The organism is Streptomyces sp. RKAG293, assembly GCF_023701745.1.
Taxonomy (GTDB): Bacteria; Actinomycetota; Actinomycetes; order Streptomycetales; family Streptomycetaceae; genus Actinacidiphila.
The window spans coordinates 2,967,498-2,984,734 of the sequence record NZ_JAJOZB010000001.1; the positions used below are offsets into that span (position 1 = coordinate 2,967,498).

The 17,237-nt window shown below is 69.9% G+C and carries 15 protein-coding genes; 12 read left to right on the forward strand and 3 right to left on the reverse strand.

What is annotated here, in order from left to right; genetic code table 11:
• The first annotated feature begins 126 nt into the window (after positions 1 to 126).
• The 8 genes from LNW72_RS13150 to LNW72_RS13185 all read left to right on the forward strand — a co-directional run bounded on the left by LNW72_RS13150 (position 127) and on the right by LNW72_RS13185 (position 10,735).
• On the forward strand, positions 127 to 543 hold the full coding sequence (locus LNW72_RS13150) for a DUF6153 family protein (protein ID WP_250975578.1): 417 nt from the start codon (positions 127 to 129) through the stop codon (positions 541 to 543).
• Between the two features lie 91 nt (positions 544 to 634).
• Positions 635 to 2,248: a multicopper oxidase family protein gene (locus tag LNW72_RS13155; protein ID WP_250975579.1), complete on the forward strand. Its 1,614-nt coding sequence runs from the start codon at positions 635 to 637 to the stop codon at positions 2,246 to 2,248.
• Between the two features lie 114 nt (positions 2,249 to 2,362).
• Positions 2,363 to 3,412 (forward strand): LacI family DNA-binding transcriptional regulator, encoded by a 1,050-nt coding sequence (locus LNW72_RS13160; protein WP_138353768.1) that lies wholly within the window; start codon positions 2,363 to 2,365, stop codon positions 3,410 to 3,412.
• Positions 3,413 to 3,677: 265 nt separating this feature from the next.
• On the forward strand, positions 3,678 to 5,078 hold the full coding sequence (locus LNW72_RS13165) for an extracellular solute-binding protein (protein WP_250975580.1): 1,401 nt from the start codon (positions 3,678 to 3,680) through the stop codon (positions 5,076 to 5,078).
• A 110-nt stretch (positions 5,079 to 5,188) separates the two neighbouring features.
• Entirely contained in the window at positions 5,189 to 6,166 is a 978-nt protein-coding gene (locus LNW72_RS13170; RefSeq protein ID WP_250975581.1) for a carbohydrate ABC transporter permease, read from the forward strand.
• Positions 6,167 to 6,181: 15 nt separating this feature from the next.
• Positions 6,182 to 7,072 carry a carbohydrate ABC transporter permease gene (locus LNW72_RS13175; RefSeq protein ID WP_250975582.1) on the forward strand — a complete coding sequence of 297 codons (891 nt, stop codon included), beginning with the start codon at positions 6,182 to 6,184 and terminating at the stop codon, positions 7,070 to 7,072.
• A gap of 66 nt (positions 7,073 to 7,138) precedes the next feature.
• Positions 7,139 to 8,854 carry a glycoside hydrolase family 13 protein gene (locus tag LNW72_RS13180; RefSeq protein ID WP_374117232.1) on the forward strand — a complete coding sequence of 572 codons (1,716 nt, stop codon included), beginning with the start codon at positions 7,139 to 7,141 and terminating at the stop codon, positions 8,852 to 8,854.
• A 117-nt stretch (positions 8,855 to 8,971) separates the two neighbouring features.
• Positions 8,972 to 10,735, forward strand: coding sequence for an NAD+ synthase (locus tag LNW72_RS13185; protein ID WP_250975584.1), 1,764 nt, complete (start codon positions 8,972 to 8,974; stop codon positions 10,733 to 10,735).
• A 12-nt stretch (positions 10,736 to 10,747) separates the two neighbouring features.
• On the opposite strand, the gene LNW72_RS13190 is transcribed toward LNW72_RS13185, so the two are convergent.
• The 3 genes from LNW72_RS13190 to LNW72_RS13200 form a co-directional block, all read right to left on the reverse strand.
• Complete coding sequence (locus LNW72_RS13190) at positions 10,748 to 11,665, reverse strand: endonuclease/exonuclease/phosphatase family protein (RefSeq protein ID WP_374117407.1); 918 nt, start codon at positions 11,663 to 11,665, stop codon at positions 10,748 to 10,750.
• A gap of 246 nt (positions 11,666 to 11,911) precedes the next feature.
• Complete coding sequence (locus LNW72_RS13195; protein ID WP_250975586.1) at positions 11,912 to 12,514, reverse strand: TetR/AcrR family transcriptional regulator C-terminal ligand-binding domain-containing protein; 603 nt, start codon at positions 12,512 to 12,514, stop codon at positions 11,912 to 11,914.
• Positions 12,511 to 14,103: an MFS transporter gene (locus LNW72_RS13200; RefSeq protein WP_250975587.1), complete on the reverse strand. Its 1,593-nt coding sequence runs from the start codon at positions 14,101 to 14,103 to the stop codon at positions 12,511 to 12,513. The genes LNW72_RS13195 and LNW72_RS13200 overlap by 4 nt, the downstream gene beginning before the upstream one ends.
• A 160-nt stretch (positions 14,104 to 14,263) precedes the next feature.
• Between LNW72_RS13200 and panB the strand changes: the two genes are divergently transcribed.
• The 4 genes from panB to LNW72_RS13220 all read left to right on the forward strand — a co-directional run bounded on the left by panB (position 14,264) and on the right by LNW72_RS13220 (position 17,202).
• Entirely contained in the window at positions 14,264 to 15,127 is an 864-nt protein-coding gene (gene panB, locus LNW72_RS13205; RefSeq protein ID WP_250975588.1) for a 3-methyl-2-oxobutanoate hydroxymethyltransferase, read from the forward strand.
• 148 nt (positions 15,128 to 15,275) lie between these two features.
• A complete protein-coding gene (locus tag LNW72_RS41620; protein WP_308401934.1) occupies positions 15,276 to 15,821 on the forward strand; it encodes a hypothetical protein in 546 nt (181 codons plus the stop codon).
• Positions 15,821 to 16,414, forward strand: coding sequence for a sigma-70 family RNA polymerase sigma factor (locus LNW72_RS13215; protein WP_374117233.1), 594 nt, complete (start codon positions 15,821 to 15,823; stop codon positions 16,412 to 16,414). The genes LNW72_RS41620 and LNW72_RS13215 overlap by 1 nt, the downstream gene beginning before the upstream one ends.
• Entirely contained in the window at positions 16,411 to 17,202 is a 792-nt protein-coding gene (locus LNW72_RS13220) for a zf-HC2 domain-containing protein (RefSeq protein WP_250975589.1), read from the forward strand. The genes LNW72_RS13215 and LNW72_RS13220 overlap by 4 nt, the downstream gene beginning before the upstream one ends.
• The last annotated feature ends 35 nt before the right edge of the window (positions 17,203 to 17,237 follow it).

Here is a 17,237-nt window from a genome sequence, read left to right on the forward strand (position 1 = left end):
CCTGCTGTTTTGCGCCCTGCGTAACGGGCGCCGGTGATCCGTCGGACACCTGTGGGGACCAACGCCCGGTTGTCGGTGCGCTTGTGTAGGGTCCTGTCAGGTTCCGATACCGGAGAGGGGTATGCGATGACGCGCCGGATGCTGCTGTTCGCCGCTCTCCTCCTCGGGATATTCGCCATGCACACGGTGGGCCATCCGGCGGGCGGCGACCATCAGGGGACGCGGTCCGCCGCGGTGGACCGGGCCTCCCAGCATGGCGCCTCTCCTCATGCCATGGGAATGGCGCAAACGGGTGCCGACCGGCACGAGCCGGCACCCGCGCACCGGCCCGCGCACGACACGAGCCCGCTGACGGTCTGCCTGGCCGTGCTCGGCACCGCCGCCGTCGTCCTGCTCGCCGTCCTGCTCGCCGCCCTCGGCCTGCTCGCCGGCCCGCTGCCCGGCTCCGTCGCGGCGGCCCGCTCCCTTCTCCCCCGGGGCAGGTGGCCGTGGCCGCCGCCCCCACGGATACCCCTCTCCCGTCTGCCGGTGCTGCGCATATAGGACGCCGCCCGGCCGCCCCGGGGTTTGCGCCCCGGGACCGGTCACGCGGTCCGTCCTGCCCACTCATCGACACCCATGAGGTGCATTCAGCATGCGTACCTACCACCGCCGCGCCGTGCTCGGCGCGGGAATCGCCGTCGCCGGAGGCGGCCTGCTCGCCGCCTGTTCCGGCGGAGCCGCCACGTCAGGACATCCCGGGCACGGCAACTCCCAGTCCGCGGGCGACGGATACCTCGCGCCCGACGGCCCCGAGGTCGTCGCCGCCGAGAAGGCGCGAGCCGGGAGCGGTCCGGTCAGCGAGGTCCGGCTGACCGCCGTCGAAGGCGTCGTGGACCTCGGCGGGCCCACGGTCAAGACCTGGACGTACGACGGCGAACTGCCCGGCAAGGAGATCCGGGTGACGGCGGGCGGCACGCTGTCCGCGACGCTCGCCAACCATCTGCCGCAGGCCACGTCCGCGCACTGGCACGGCCTCGCCCTGCGCAACGACATGGACGGCGTACCGGGGCTGACCCAGCCCGCCATCAAGGCCGGCGCCGACTACGCGTACCGCTTCGCGGTCGCCCGGCCCGGCACGTACTGGTTCCATCCGCACACCGGTGTGCAGCTGGACCGCGGGCTCTACGCGCCGCTCATCGTCGAGGACCCGAAGGAGCCGCTGCAGTACGACCTGGAGTGGGTCGTCGTCCTGGACGACTGGGTGGACGGGGTCGACGGCAGCACCCCGGACGCGGTCCTCGCCGAGCTCACCAAGGGCGCGAGCACCACGGCCGCCGACGGCAGCGGCCAGAGCGGGACGGACCACTCCGGCATGGGCGGCATGGACGGCATGGAAGGGATGGACGGCCCGGCGAGCGGGGACCCGGCCGGGCCCAGCCGGATGCTGACGGGCGCCACCAGTGAGCTGCTCGGCGGCGACCCGGGCGATGTGAAGTACCCGTACTACCTCGTCAACGGGCGCACCCCGCAAGCCCCGCGCGGCTTCACCGCCAAGCCCGGTGACCGGATCCGGATCCGTTTCGTCAACGCGGGCGGCGACACCGCCTTCCGTGTCGCGCTCGGCGGGCACCGGATGACCATCACGCACACCGACGGTTACCCCGTGGTGCACGCCGCGACCGACGCGCTGCTGATCGGCATGGGCGAGCGGTACGACGTGCTGGTCACGGCGGGTGACGGGGTCTTCCCGCTGGTCGCCCTCGCCGAGGGGAAGGACGCGGCGGCGCTGGACGTGCTGCGCACCGGCGGCGGAACGGCGCCGACCGCCGCCGACCGCCCGAAGGAGCTGTCCGGGCAGCTCCTCCAGGCCGGCGATCTGCGGCCCGACCCGTCGGTGGCGCTGCGGGACCCCGGCCGGACGCCGGACCGCACGGTCGAGCTGCGGCTGACCGGCAGCATGGCCAACTACAACTGGGCCTTCGACGGGGCGGCTTACGATCCGGCGGTCCGCCATGACGTGCGGCAGGGCGAACGGGTCCGGGTGACGATCGCGAACAACACCCGGATGTGGCATCCCCTGCATCTGCACGGGCACACCTTTTCGCTGACCGACGGCGGCGCCCGCAAGGACACCGCTATCGTGCTGCCCGGACGGACACTCAGCGTCGATCTCGACGCGGACAATCCAGGACTGTGGATGATCCACTGCCACAACGTCTACCACGCGGAGGCGGGCATGATGACGGTCCTCGGCTACCGGCAGTAGCGGATCCCCGGTGTCCGGGGTGCTCCCCCGGACACCGGACCGGACGCGGAACCTTGCAGGATTGGCGCAAATTTCCTGCAAGAAACTTGCGAAACCTGTACTAGAGTTGACGTCATGACACGACGACTTGCCACGGTGGCAAAGAAGGTCGGGGTGAGCGAGGCGACCGTCAGCCGAGTGCTGAACGGGAAGCCCGGAGTCTCCGATGCGACCAGAGCCGCAGTGCTGACCGCACTCGATGTGCTCGGTTACGAACGACCGACCCAGCTGCGCGGGGAGCGTGCCCGGCTTGTCGGGCTCGTTCTCCCGGAGCTTTCCAATCCGATCTTCCCGGCCTTCGCCGAGGTGGTGGGGGGCGCCCTGGCACAGCAGGGGTTCACACCCGTGCTCTGCACCCAGACCGTCGGCGGGGTGTCGGAGGCCGACTACGTGGAGTTGCTGCTGCAGCAGCACGTCTCCGGGGCGATCTTCTTCGGCGGCCTGTACGCCCAGGCCGAGTCGTCGCACGAGCACTACGCCCGGCTCGCCGAGCGCAATCTGCCCACCGTGCTGATGAACGCCGCCATCGACGATCTCGACTTCCCGAGGGTGTCCTGCGACGACGCGGTCGCCGTGGAACAGGGGATGACCCATCTCGCATCGCTCGGCCATGAGCGGATCGGCCTGATCCTGGGCCCGCCCGACCACGTTCCGTCGCGCCGCAAGCTCGCCGCGGCCCGCCGCTGGATCGGACAGCGCGGCGGCGAACTCCCGGACACCGCCGTCGAACACGCGCTGTTCACCCTGGAGGGCGGGCAGGCCGCGGCCAGCCGGCTGATCCAGCGCGGCGTCACCGCCGTCATCTGCGCGAGCGACCCGATCGCCCTGGGCGCCATCCGGTCCGCCCGCCGCCGCGGGCTGTCGGTGCCCCAGGACTTCTCCGTCATCGGTTACGACGACTCGATGTTCATGAATTGCATCGATCCGCCGCTCACCACCGTGCGCCAGCCCATCGAAGCCATGGGCCGGGCCGCCGTCGACCTGCTGAGCGGTCAGATCAGCGGCACTCCGGTCGACCACGACGAGCTGCTCTTCGAGCCCGAGCTCGTCGTACGCGGCTCCACGGGTCCCGCGCCGCGGGCCGCACAGCCCCAGCAGCCGGGGGTGGAAGCGACCAGCAGGTAGCGCCGGTCCGGCTCCGGCAGTCGTTGGCAATCTCGTTGGCAATCTCGTTGGCAACCCTCCCCGACACCACTGACTGGGAAACGGCTTCGTAATCAAGTCGTGTCTTTGCGAGCTTCGCGCGAAATCTTGCGGACATCTATCGGGTTCAGTACCTTGAGCCCACCCGAGACGGCGGCGCACACCCCGCGCCACGCAACCGCGCAGGGTTCGCAGATCTCAGAGCGCGGAGCATCGTCGCGCAGTGGTTCAGGGGAAGGGTTGATCAATGAAGACAAACCGCTACCGGACGCTGGTGGCCATCGTGCTCGTCGCCGGCGTCGGTATGACCGCCGCGGCGTGTTCCGACAGCAAGGACACTGCCAAGGACCCCGGCTCAGGCGACAAGAGCGCGAGCGCCAAGCTGGATCCCAGCACCAAGGTCACCATCAGCGTCGACTGCATGCCGCCCACCACGAAGGCGGCCGAGCGCAAGCAGTGGACCGACGACATAGCCGCGTTCAAGGTGCTGTACCCGAACGTCACGGTGAACAGCAAGGACGGATTCCCCTGCGAGGATCCGGCCAAGTTCACGGCCATGATGAAGGGCGGAACGCAAACAGACACCTTCTACACGTACATGACCGACAAGGACCAGGTTCTGGACGCGGGTCAGGCCGCTGACATCACTCCGTACGTCACGCCGGAGACCGTCCCGAACCTCAACGACATCGACCCCAACGTCATGAACGTGCTGAAGGACGGCGGCAAGCTGTACGGCCTGCCCACCTCGAACTACCAGATGGGCCTGATCTACAACCGCAAGATCTTCTCCCAGGCCGGGCTCGACCCCAACAAGCCCCCGACCACCTGGGAAGGCGTGCGGGCCGCGGCCAAGACCATCCAGGACAAGCTGGGCAGCCAGGGCATCCACGGCTTCATCGAGAACGCCGGCGGCAACCAGGGCGGTTGGCACTTCACCTCGGAGCTCTACGGGCTCGGGGGCCAGGTGACCTCCGAGGACGGCAAGAAGGCCGCCTTCAACACCGACGAGAGCAAGACCCTCCTGCAGACCCTGCACGACATGCGCTTCACCGACAACAGCCTGCCCGCGACCCCAGGACTCGCGTGGGGCGACGTCCAGAAGGCCATGGGCACCAGCAAGGTCGGTATGTACGTCGGTGCTCCTGACGACATCCCGCTCGTCGTCCAGCAGTACCAGGCCAAGTTCGAGGACCTCGGCATGGCGCCGATCCCCGGCGGCAAGACCTCGCTGTTCGGCGGCGCCGACTACATGTTCAAGAAGTCGTCCACACCCGACCAGATCAAGGCCGGCATCGCCTGGGTCAACTTCAAGTTCCTGACCCTGGAGAAGGGCCAGTTCAACTACGCCCGCAACAAGACGGACGGCATCCCGGTCGGACTGCCGCAGCCGTTCTTCTTCACCGGCGCGTCGAAGGACAAGGACACCTCCACCAAGACCGCGAGCGCGACCGTACCGGTCGAGAACTTCGCCACCTACGTGGCCGCCCAGGTCCCGGTGAAGCCCGAGCCGCCGAACGCCCAGAAGATCTACACGGTCCTGGACAACGCGATGTCGGGTGCGCTGACCAACAAGAACGCCGACGTCGGCAAGCTCCTCTCCACCGCTGAGACGCAGGTCAACACGCTGCTGGCCGCCAGCCAGTAGCAGCGAGCGCGGGGGCCGGCCGGAGCGCCGGCCCCCGCACCGCGGCAACCGTCCGCCGATCAGCAGCTGCGCCCACCGGGGATGCCCCCGGCCCCAGTCGAGGAGTTCTCATGACGGCGACCACCGTCTCCCACAACAAGGCAGAACGCGGTTCCGGGCATGCGTCGCCGAGAGGTTCCCGGCGCCGTCCGGGACTTCCGGACGGGAACGCCCGCGCGGGGTTCGGCCGGAGACTGCGCCGCGATCTGCAGGCGCATGCATTCATGATCGGCGCGGTGCTCTGCTTCGGATTCTTCTCCTGGTATCCGATGGTCCGCGAAGTCATCATGAGCTTCCAGAAGACCAAGCGCGGCGAGACCACCTGGGTGGGCTGGAAGAACCTCGAAACGGTCTGGAACGACCCGGGTTTCTGGCCGGCCTGGCGCAACACGATGCAGTTCACGCTGTACGCGCTGGTGATCGGATTCGCGGTGCCGTTCGTCATCGCCATCGTCCTCAACGAATTCCGGCACGCCCAGGCGTACTTGCGCATCCTGGTGTATCTGCCGGTGATGCTGCCACCGGTCGCCGGGGTGCTGCTCTTCAAGTACTTCTACAACCCGGAATACGGCCTCTTCAATCACATCCTGCATTTCCTGCACCTGCCGGAACAGGCCTGGCTGGACTCGTCGAGCACCGCGATGATCTCCGTGGTGATCGCGGCCACCTGGATGAGCGCCGGCGGCGCCACCCTCATCTACCTGGCCGCCCTGCAGAACGTGCCCGGTGAGCTGTACGAGGCCGCCGACCTGGACGGTGCCGGGCTGCTGAGCAAGATCTGGCACATCACCATCCCGCAGACCAGGCCGGTCCTGTCGCTGATGCTGCTGCTCCAGATCGTGGCGACGATGCAGGAGTTCACCAACGTCTATCTGCTCACCGGCGGCGCCGGCCCCGAGAACTCCACCGGGACCGTGGTCTACATGGTGTACCAGTACGCGTTCCGCTACGACAGCTTCGGCAGCGCCTCGGCGCTCGGACTCATCATGCTGGTGGTACTCGGCGGATTCTCCGGCCTGTACGCGCGGCTCAGCCGCGACAGCGACTAGGACGGGGAGAAGGACATGGCAGCGAACCAACCGCAGCAGCGCACCCTGATATCCGCGGCCGCGCTGAACAGGCCCCGCGGGAAATTCATCTACTGGACCGTTCTCTCGCTGACCGTCGTGGTCTTCACCCTGGTCTTCCTGGGGCCGCTCTACTGGATGGTCTCCGGCGGCTTCAAATCCGCGCAGGAAGTGCTCCAGAATCCGCCGACGCTCTTTCCCAAGGACCCGAAGCCGGGCACCTACAAGACCGCGTGGAGCCAGCTGAAGATCGCCCGGCTGCTGTTCAACACGATGTACTACGCCTTCGGCGCACTCGCCTTCCAGCTGGTCTTCGACGTGGCCGCGGCCTACGCGATCTCCAAGCTGCGGCCGGTGCTGGGGAATCTGATCCTCGGCATGATGCTGGCCACGCTGATGATCCCGGCCGCCGTGCTGATCGTGCCGCAGTACCTGACCGTGCTCGACCTGCCGCTGCTGCACATCAATCTGATCGGCACGCCCTGGGCGATCTGGCTGCCCACCGTCGCCAACGGGTTCAACATCTTCCTGCTGAAGCGGTTCTTCGACTCGATCCCCGAGGACCTGATGTCCGCGGCGGCGATCGACGGGGCGAGCCCGCTGCGGACCCTGTGGTCGATCGTGCTGCCGATGTCCAGACCGATCCTCGGCGTGGTGTCCATCTTCGCGGTGGTCAACGTGTGGAAGGACTTCCTCTGGCCGATGCTGGTGCAGCCCGACACGGACAAGCAGCCGATCAACATCGGGATCAACTCCCTGTCGCAGGGCGTGCCGCAGAACGTCCTCATCGCCGCGCTGGCCATCTCCGCCCTGCCGACGATCGCCATCTTCCTGCTCTTCCAGCGCAACATCATGTCCGGTCTGACCGCGGGCAGCCTCAAGGGCTGACCAGCGCTTCACCAGGACTGAACCCCTCAGAACTCCGCCGCCGGTCCCATGCCCCATCCCCGCTGAATGGCCGGCGGCGGGGTCCCTCCTGCCCGAAAGGACGTCTCCGTGGCAGACACCCGCCCGCCCGTCTCCGACCACCACCCCGCTGCGGGCGACTGGTGGCGCAACGCGGTCATTTACCAGGTGTACCCGCGTAGTTTCGCCGACGGCAACGGCGACGGGATCGGAGACCTCGCCGGTGTCCGGGCCAAGCTGCCGTACCTCGGCGAGCTGGGCGTGGACGCCCTCTGGTTCAACCCCTGGTACCCCTCCCCCATGTTCGACGGCGGCTACGACGTCGCGGACTACCGGGACATCGATCCGGTGTTCGGCACCCTGGCCGAGGCCGAGAAGCTCATCTCCGAGGCGCTGGACCTGGGGATCCGCAGCATCATCGACATCGTCCCCAACCACGTCTCGTCGGCGCACCCGTGGTTCGTCGAGGCGCTGGCGGCCGGCCCCGGCAGTCCGGCCAGGGAACGCTTCTGGTTCCGGCCCGGCCGCGGCGAGCACGGCGAACTGCCGCCCAACAACTGGCCGTCCCAGTTCGGCGGGGTGCCCTGGACGCGGACCGTGAACGAGGACGGCACCCCCGGCGACTGGTATCTGCACCTGTTCGACAGCCAGCAGCCGGACCTGAACTGGGAGCACCCGGACGTGCGGCGCGAGCACGAGGACGTGCTGCGCTTCTGGTTCGACCGGGGCGCGGCGGGGGTGCGCATCGACTCCGCGAGCCTGCCCGTCAAGGACCCGGCCCTGCCGGACCTGACCGAGGACCGGGCCGGCCCGCACCCCTACGACGACCGCGACGAGCTGCACGACATCTACCGCTCCTGGCGCCGGATCGCCGACTCCTATCCCGGCAGCCGCGCGCTGATCGGTGAGGTGTGGATGCCCGACGCGGAGCGGTTCGCGCGGTATCTGCGGCACGACGAGATGCACACCGCCTTCAACTTCGACTTCATGTCGTGCCCCTGGGACGCGGGTCTGCTCCGCGCGTCCATCGACACGACGCTCGCCGCGCACGAGCCGGTGGGCGCGCCCGTCACGTGGGTGCTGGCCAACCACGACGTCACCCGCACGGTGACCCGTTACGGCCGCTCCGACACCGGCTTCGACTTCGCGACCAAGGCGCACGGCACCCCGACCGACCTGGTGCTCGGCACCCGCAGGGCGCGCGCCGCCGCGCTGCTGACGCTGGCGCTGCCCGGCTCGGTCTACATCTACCAGGGTGAGGAGCTGGGGCTGCCCGAGGTCGAGGACATACCGGCCGAGCGGCTGCAGGACCCGATGTATCTGCGCTCCGGCGGCACCGTGCCGGGGCGGGACGGCTGCCGGGTCCCGATGCCGTGGTCGGGGAAGGAGTCGCCGTTCGGCTTCAGTCCCGACGGTGCGGCGCGGCCGCCGTGGCTGCCGCAGCCCGCCGACTGGGCGGACCGCACGGCCGGGGCGCAGACCGGTGACGCCGGCTCGATGCTGGAGCTCTACCGCTTCGCGCTGCGGCTCCGGGCGACCGAGCCCGGTCTCGGGGACGGTCCGATCCGCTGGCTGGGGAGTGCCGCGGGGGTGCTGGCGTTCCGCCGGACGGACGCTTTCACCTGTGTCGTCAACCTCTCCGACCAGGCCGTCGCGCTACCGGTGGACACCGCCGTCCTGCTGGCCAGCGGCCCGCTCACCGGCGATCTGCTGCCGTCGGACACCGCCGTCTGGCTGCGGACCAGGGACGAATCCGACGCCTGACGGGACCTGGCGAGCCCTGCGGGACACGGGTGCGGGACGTGTCGGGCCGACGCGATGTGCTGCCGGACACGCCTCTCGGCCAGGACATCGCGTCGGTGTGACGATTACAGTGGAGGGGTGCCTCAACTTCGCCTCGCCTTGAATCAGATCGACTCCTGCGTCGGTGACATCGCCGGGAACGCCGAGTCGATCGTGCACTGGACCCGGCATGCGGCCGAGCGTGGAGCCCACCTGGTGGCGTTCCCAGAAATGGTGCTGACCGGCTACCCCGTGGAGGACCTCGCGCTGCGGTCGTCCTTCGTCGAGGCCAGCCGGTCCGCGCTGGCCGAGCTCGCCGGCCGGCTGGCCGCCGAGGGCTTCGGGGAACTGCCCGTCGTCGTCGGCTATCTGGACCGCAGCGAGAAGGCCCAGCCGCGCTACGGGCAGCCCGCCGGGTCGCCGCGCAACGCGGCGGCGGTGCTGTACCGCGGCGGGATCGCGCTGCGCTTCGCCAAGCACCACCTTCCCAACTACGGCGTCTTCGACGAGTTCCGCTACTTCGTCCCCGGTGACACCCTCCCGGTGATCCGGGTGCACGGGGTGGACGTCGCGCTCGCGATCTGCGAGGACCTGTGGCAGGACGGCGGCCGGGTGCCCGCCGCCCGCGCCGCCGGCGCCGGGCTGCTGCTGTCGGTCAACGCCTCGCCGTACGAGCGGGACAAGGACGACACGCGTCTGGAGCTGGTGCGCAAGCGCGCCCAGGAAGCCGGCTGCACCCTCGCCTATCTGGCGATGATGGGCGGCCAGGACGAGCTGGTCTTCGACGGGGACTCGATCGTGGTCTCGGCGGCCGGCGAAGTGATCACCCGCGCCCCGCAGTTCGAGGAGGGCTGTGTACTGGTCGACCTGGAGCTGCCCGCCGCGGGCGCGGTGCCGTCCGGCGTCCTGGACGACGGCCTGGAGATCGAGCACGTCATCCTCTCCACCGAGCCGGTCGCGCGCTACGAGCCGGAGGTGGCCGGCGGCTACGCCGAGCGGCTGACCGACGACGAGGAGGTCTACACCGCCCTCGTCACGGGCCTGCGCGCCTACGTCACGAAGAACGGCTTCCGGTCGGTGCTGATCGGGCTGTCCGGCGGCATCGACTCCGCGCTGGTGGCCGCCATCGCCTGCGACGCGCTCGGAGCCGCCAACGTCTACGGCGTCGCCATGCCGTCCCGGTACTCGTCGGAGCACTCGATCGGTGACGCCGAGGAACTGGCCCGCCGCACCGGGCTGAACCTCAGGACCGTCCCCATCGCGCCGATGTTCGACGCGTACATGGCGGCGCTGGGGCTCACCGGCCTCGCCGAGGAGAACCTGCAGTCCCGGCTGCGCGGCACCACGTTGATGGCCATCTCCAACCAGGAGGGCCACATCGTGCTCGCACCGGGCAACAAGAGCGAGCTGGCCGTCGGCTACTCGACCCTGTACGGCGACTCGGTCGGCGCGTACGGGCCCATCAAGGACGTCTACAAGACGACGGTCTTCCGGCTGGCCCGCTGGCGGAACGCGTCGGCCGCGGCGAAGGGCGGGACCCCGCCGATCCCGGAGAACTCGATCAGCAAGCCGCCCAGCGCCGAACTGCGCCCCGGCCAGGTCGACACCGATTCACTGCCCGACTACGACGTGCTCGACCGGGTGCTGGAGCTCTACGTCGACCGGGACCAGGGCCGGGACGCGATCATCGGCGCGGGCTTCGACCCGGAGCTGGTGACCCGGATCCTGAAGCTGACCGACACGGCCGAGTACAAGCGCCGGCAGTACCCGCCGGGCACCAAGATCTCGGCCAAGGGCTTCGGCAAGGACCGGCGGCTGCCGATCACTTCGCGGTGGCGCGAGACCGGCCGCGCGGAGAACTGACCTTCCCCCGGCTCACATCTGCAGGCGGGCGGCGACCGGCAGGTGGTCGCTGCCCGTCTTCTTCAGCGTCCAGGACGACATCGGCTCGATGCCCCTGACCATGATCTGGTCGATCCGGGCCATCGGGAAGTCGGCCGGCCAGCTGAAGCCGAAGCCGTTGCCCGCCGCGCCCTGCGTGGAGCGCATCTGTGAGGTGACGGACGCCAGCGAGCGGTCGTTCATGGTGCCGTTGAGGTCGCCGAGCAGCACGACCTTGGTCAGCGACTCCTGCGCGATGGACTGCCCGAGCGCGTCGGCCGCGCTGTCGCGCTGCCCGGCGGTGAAGCCCGCGTTGAACTTCACCCGCACCGACGGCATGTGCGCGACGTAGACCGCGATCTGGCCCTGCGGGGTGGAGACGGCGGCCCGCATGGCGCGCGTCCAGCCGAGCCTTATGTCGACCGCGTGCACACCCTGGATCGGGTACTTGCTCCACAGCCCGACGGTGCCCTGCACCGAGTGGTAGGGGTAGGCGCCGGCCAGCGCCGCCCGGTACGTGGAGACCTGACCGGCCGCCAGTTCCTCCAGCGCGACGAGGTCGGCGCCGGCGGCGATGACGTCCTTCGCGGTGCCGGTCGGGTCGGGGTTGTCGGCGTTCACGTTGTGCGTGAGCACCGTCAGGTTGCCGCCGGACTTCTCGTTGTCGGTGAGCAGTCCGCCGAAGAGGTTGAACCACACCAGGACCGGCAGCAGTAGGGCGATCAGCGCCGTCGCCGAGCGGCGCACCAGTGCCACCACCAACAGCACCGGAACGGCCAGGCCCAGCCAGGGCAGGAACGTCTCCAACAGGCTGCCGAGGTTGCCGATCCGGTTCGGTACGTCGGAGTGGAAGGACAACAGCAGGGCCAGGATCACCGCGAGCGCGGCGGTGATGATGCCTCTGCGCCACATGCCGTCGCGCTGCCAGCCGAAGCGCCGTCGCGCTCCTGAGGCCGAACGGTTCGGCTCGGGGCCGTCCGTGGTCGCGTCGGTCATGTGCGCCTGGGTCATATGGGGGGTCCTCACTGCCTTGCCGATTGCAATGCCGACCCTAAGGGATCGACATAAGAACCGACGGGCCGGAAGGGGCGGCGGGTTCCACCGGAACCCGCCGCCACCGTCCCCTGTGACAAGACGCGTACATATCGGTCAACGCGGTCAACGCGGGCACGCGCCCTCCAGAACCGTGTCGACGATCAGCTCCGAGAGCCCGTCCTCCAGCGACGCGCCCGGCCGCATCATGGCCCGGCTCAGCATCGGGCCGGCGAAGATGTCGCCGAGCAGTTCCAGGTCGAGTCCGGCCCGGATCTCGCCGGTTCGCACCCCGCGCTCCAGCACCGCGAGCATGGCGTCCCGCCGGGTGACGACCACGGTGTCGTGGTACTGCTTCCACAACTCGGGGACCTGCTGGAACTGCAGGAGGATGTTGCGCATCACGGCCGAGGAGCGCTTGGCCAGACCGCGCCGCCGGATGGCGTCGATCATGGTGACCAGGTCGTCCCGTACCGATGTCCCCGCCAGTGCCGGCGTCGGCTCGTCGATCGAGTTGAGTACGTCCATCAACAGAGCGTTCTTGCCCGGCCAGCGCCGGTAGACGGTGGCCTTGCCGACCCCGGCGTCACGGGCGATGCCCTCGATGGACAGCTCCCCGATCGTGACGCCCTCCTCCAGCAGCCGGAGCACCGTCTCGGTGATCGCGCTGTCGGCGGCGGCGCTGCGCGGGCGGCCGCGCGGTGCGGCGTCGCTCCCGGCGTCGCTCATCGCTCCGCTCCGACCGCCTCCGGGGCCCGCTCTCCGCCTTGCTCCGGCACGGCGTCCTTGCGCGGCAGGAAGGCCAGCACCACGAGGGTGCCGACCACCGCGACGGACGCGGACCCGATGGCGGTGATGTGCATGGCGTGGATGAAGGCGTTGTTCGCGGGCTGGACGAGGGCCTTGCCGGCGGGCCCCAGATTCTCCGCGACGCCGAGCGTCGCCTGGATGGACTCACCGGCCGCGTGCCGGGCGGGCGCCGGGAGACCGGCGAGGTGGCCGTCGATGCCGTTCCGGTAGGTGGTGGAGAGCAGCGAGCCGAGGATGGCCACCCCGAGCGCGCCGCCGACCTGCCGGAAGGTGTTGTTGACGGCGGATCCGGAGCCGGCCTTCTCGCGCGGCAGCGACGACATGATCATGACGGTGGCGGGCGGCATGACGTGTGCCATCGCCGTACCCATCAGGAAGAAGATCACTTCCAGGATCCAGATCGGGGTGTTCTGGTCGAGCAGCAGGAAGCCGAGGAACGCGACGGCCGTCAGCGCCAGGCCCGTCGCGCACACCGCACGCGGGCCGAACCGGTCGACGACCAGCCGGGCGCGCGGCGCGAAGATCATCTGGGCGGCGGCGAGCGGCAGCAGCAGCACGCCGGACTCCAGGGCGCTGTAGCCGCGCACGCTCTGCGTGTAGAAGACGACGAAGAACGTCACGCCCATCAGCGCGAAGAAGACCAGTCCTATGGCGGCGACCGACGCGGAGAACTGCCGGTTGCGGAAGTAGTTGACGTCGAAGGCGGGGTGGTCGCTGCGCTTCTCGTACAGCACGAAGCCGGCGATCACCACGAGACCGGCCAGGATCGTCAGCCAGACCTTGGGCTGGGTGAAGTCGCCGAGCTGACCGCCCTTGATGATCCCGTAGATCAGCACGACCAGGCCGACGACGGAGAGCAGCACGCCGACGGGGTCGAGACGGCCCGGGTTGGGGTCCTTCGAGTCGGGCACCAGGATGACCATCGCGACCAGGGCGACGGCCACGATCGGCACGTTGATCAGGAAGACCGAGCCCCACCAGAAGTGCTCCAGCAGCGCACCGCCGGTGATCGGGCCGATCGCGATGGCCAGGCCGACCACGCCGGTCCAGATGCCGATGGCCTTGGGCTGCTCGTCGCGCTCGAAGACGTTCATGATGATCGCGAGCGTCGCGGGCATGATGAACGCGCCGCCGAAGCCCATCAGCGCGCGGAAGGCGATGAGCTGCCCCGACGAGTCGGACACCGCGGAGAGCGCGGAGCCGATGCCGAAGACCAGCATGCCGAAGAGCAGCACCTTCTTGCGGCCCAGCCGGTCCCCCAGCAGGCCCGCGGTGAACAGCAGCCCGGCGAAGACCAGGGTGTAGGAGTTGATCGCCCATTCGAGCTGGCTCTGGGTCGCCCCGAGGCCGGTGGGGGCGGGCTGGGCGATCGTCTTCATCGCCACATTGAGGATCGAGTTGTCCAGCACCACCACCAGGAGGCTGAACAGCAGGACGGTGAGAATCGCCCACCTGCGGCGGTGGATCGCCTCGGGGATGGCTCGGGACTGACTCGAGGATATGGACATGGCTCCACGCTAGCCCGCATTTCCGATACGGGACCGTCTCGTATCGTAAAGCAGGGGTAAAAACAGGGGGGCTCTTTGCGTAGGCGGCCGCACGTGCCAGCATGGAAGGGATCCGGGGACGCCGTCAGGGTGCCTCGAGATGACTGAAGGAGCCGTTGCCATGACGCAGATTCCGGCTGCCCAGAAGCAATCCGACAGCGTCCGCGCGCTGTACGGGGGCACGGGCACGCGCCGCATCACCGTCCGCGACATCACCGCCGCCAAGGACCGCGGCGAGAAGTGGCCGATGCTCACCGCCTACGACGCGGTGACCGCCTCCGTCTTCGACGAGGCCGGGATCCCGGTGCTGCTGGTCGGCGACTCGATGGGCAACTGCCACCTGGGCTACGACACCACCGTCCCGGTCACCATGGACCAGATGACGATGCTGTCCGCGGCCGTCGTGCGCGGCACCAGCCGTGCCCTGATCGTCGGCGACCTCACGTTCGGCTCCTACCAGGAAGGCCCGGTCCAGGCGCTGCGCAGCGCGACCCGGCTGGTCAAGGAGGCCGGGGTGCAGGCGGTCAAGCTGGAGGGCGGCGAGCGCTCGCTGGCCCAGACCGAGCTGATCGTGCAGTCCGGCATCCCGGTCATGTCGCACCTGGGCCTGACCCCCCAGTCCGTCAACGCCATGGGCTACCGGGTCCAGGGCCGCGGCGACGAGGCCGCCCACCAACTGCTGCGCGACGCCAAGGCGGCGCAGGACGCGGGCGCCTTCGCGGTCGTCCTGGAGCTGGTGCCGGCCGGACTGGCCGCCGAGGTCACCCGGTCGCTGCACATCCCGACCATCGGCATCGGCGCCGGCCCGGAGTGCGACGCCCAGGTGCTGGTGTGGACCGACATGGCGGGCATGACCGGCGACCGCGTGCCGCGCTTCGTCAAGCAGTACGCGCAGCTGCGCTCGGCGCTCGGTGACGCGGCGAAGGCGTTCGCCGAGGACGTGACGGGCGGGGCGTACCCGGCCGAGGAGCACAGCTTCCACTAAGCCGTGGCTCAGCAGGACGGGGTAAGGCAGGGCCGTTCCGGATCCGGACGACTCGTTCGCCGGCGGGTGAGTCGTCCGGGCCCGGGATGCGTACTACAGGGTGAGCGCCGCCAGCGGCGGCGAACCCCGCACAGTACGGGAAGTCATCATGCCTATCACCCTCACCAGCAGAACGGCGGCGGCCGGAGCTTTCGCCGCCGCGGCGCTGCTGGCACTCAGCGCATGCGGATCCTCGAATTCCGGCAGCGGTGGCGACACCACCCCGCCCCCGCCGGCCTCGTCCTCGTCGACCACGGCCGGCGCGGGGCTGGCGGCGGCGCAGGACGCCAAGCTCGGCGCGATCGTCACGGACGCCCAGGGCTTCACGCTCTACCGGTTCGACAAGGACAAGGCCGCCCCGCCGACGTCCAACTGCGCCGGACAGTGCGCGGCCATCTGGCCGGCTGTCGCCGCGGTCAGCACCGTCAAGGGCGTCGACCTGCACCTCGTCGGCACGGTCACCCGCCCGGACGGCAGCAAGCAGGCCACTCTCGGCGGCTGGCCGCTGTATCGCTACAGCGGTGACGCCAAGGCCGGCGACACGCATGGTCAGGGCGTCGGCGGCACCTGGTTCGCGGTGGCTCCCGACGGCACGAAGGCCGGCGGTACGGCGCAGTCGCCCGCACCGTCCGATACCGGGTCGAACGGGTACTGATGCAGAACCACTCATCGCCGACACTCGCGCCGCGGCGCCGGGTACGACAGGATGCCGCCGTGGACGGGGATCCCACCGGGCCGCTCCCGGAAGAGGAATTCATGCGCGCGCTGTACCGCGAACACGCGGGCGCGCTGCTCGGCTTTGTGCTGAACCTGGTGGGTGGTGACCGGTATCTGGCGGAGGACGTCGTCCAGGAGACGCTGCTGCGGGCCTGGAAGAGCGCGGGACGGCTGGATCCGGCGGCCCGTTCGCTGCGGCCCTGGCTGGTGACCGTCGCGCGACGTATCGTGATCGACGGCCATCGCAGCCGGCAGTCCCGTCCGCCGGAGGCACCACCGGCCGCACTCGACCAGCTGCCCGCCGAGGACGAACTCGACCGGTCGCTGCGGCTCATGACGATCTCCGACGCACTCGGCGATCTGACCGAGGCGCACCGGCAGGTGCTGATCGAGACGTATTTCGCGGGCCGTACGGTGACCGAGGCGGCGGACGAGCTGGGCGTACCGCCCGGCACGGTGCGCTCCAGGGTGTTCTACGCCCTGCGGGCGCTCAGGAACGCACTGGAGGAGAGAGGGGTGACCACCTCATGACGGAGTACGCACCCGGACCGGGGGCACCCCCCGACCCGCACCTGGACGTCGGCGCCTACCTCATCGGCGCGCTGGACGACGACGCGATGACGCGCTTCGAGCAGCACCTCGCGGGCTGCGAGGAGTGCGGACGGCAGCTGGACGAGCTGAGCGGACTCGTACCGCTCCTCGGTGAGCTGCGGCAGAGCGGCGGCGTACCGGAGCCCGTGCGGGAGTGGCCGTCCGGCGCGACGTCCGCGCGGCCGCCTGCGCAGCCGTTCCCGCAGCCGTTCCCCGAGCCCGCCGCGCAGCCCTACGCCCAGCGGACCGTACAGCCGGCCCAGCAGATCGCGACACACCGTCCCAGGCGGCGGCCCGGCCGCGGCCGGCGGCTGGTGCTCGCACTGGCGGCCTGCGGAGTGCTGGCCCTCGGCGGCTCGGCCGTCGCGGTCCTCGTCACCCAGCAGGACGGCGGGGCGCCGGCGGCGGCCGCGCAGTTCACCGCGGGCGACCCGGCGACCGGGGCCAGTGCCACGGTCGGTGTCACCGGCAAGAAGTGGGGCACCCAGGTGGACCTCAAGCTCTCCGGCGTCAACGGCCCGCTGACCTGCAGTCTGGTGGCCGTGGGCCGGGACGGCAGCCGGCAGACCGTCGCCACCTGGTCGGTTCCGGCCGCCGGGTACGGCACCACCGCGCAGCCCGAGCCGCTCACCGTCCAGGGTGCGGCGGCCCTCTCCCCCACCGACATCACCGGCTTCGACGTCGTCACCTCCTCCGGGCAGCACCTGGTCACCGTTCCGACCACCTGACGGCCGTGTGGTCGCCGGTCCGACGGCCGGCCGAT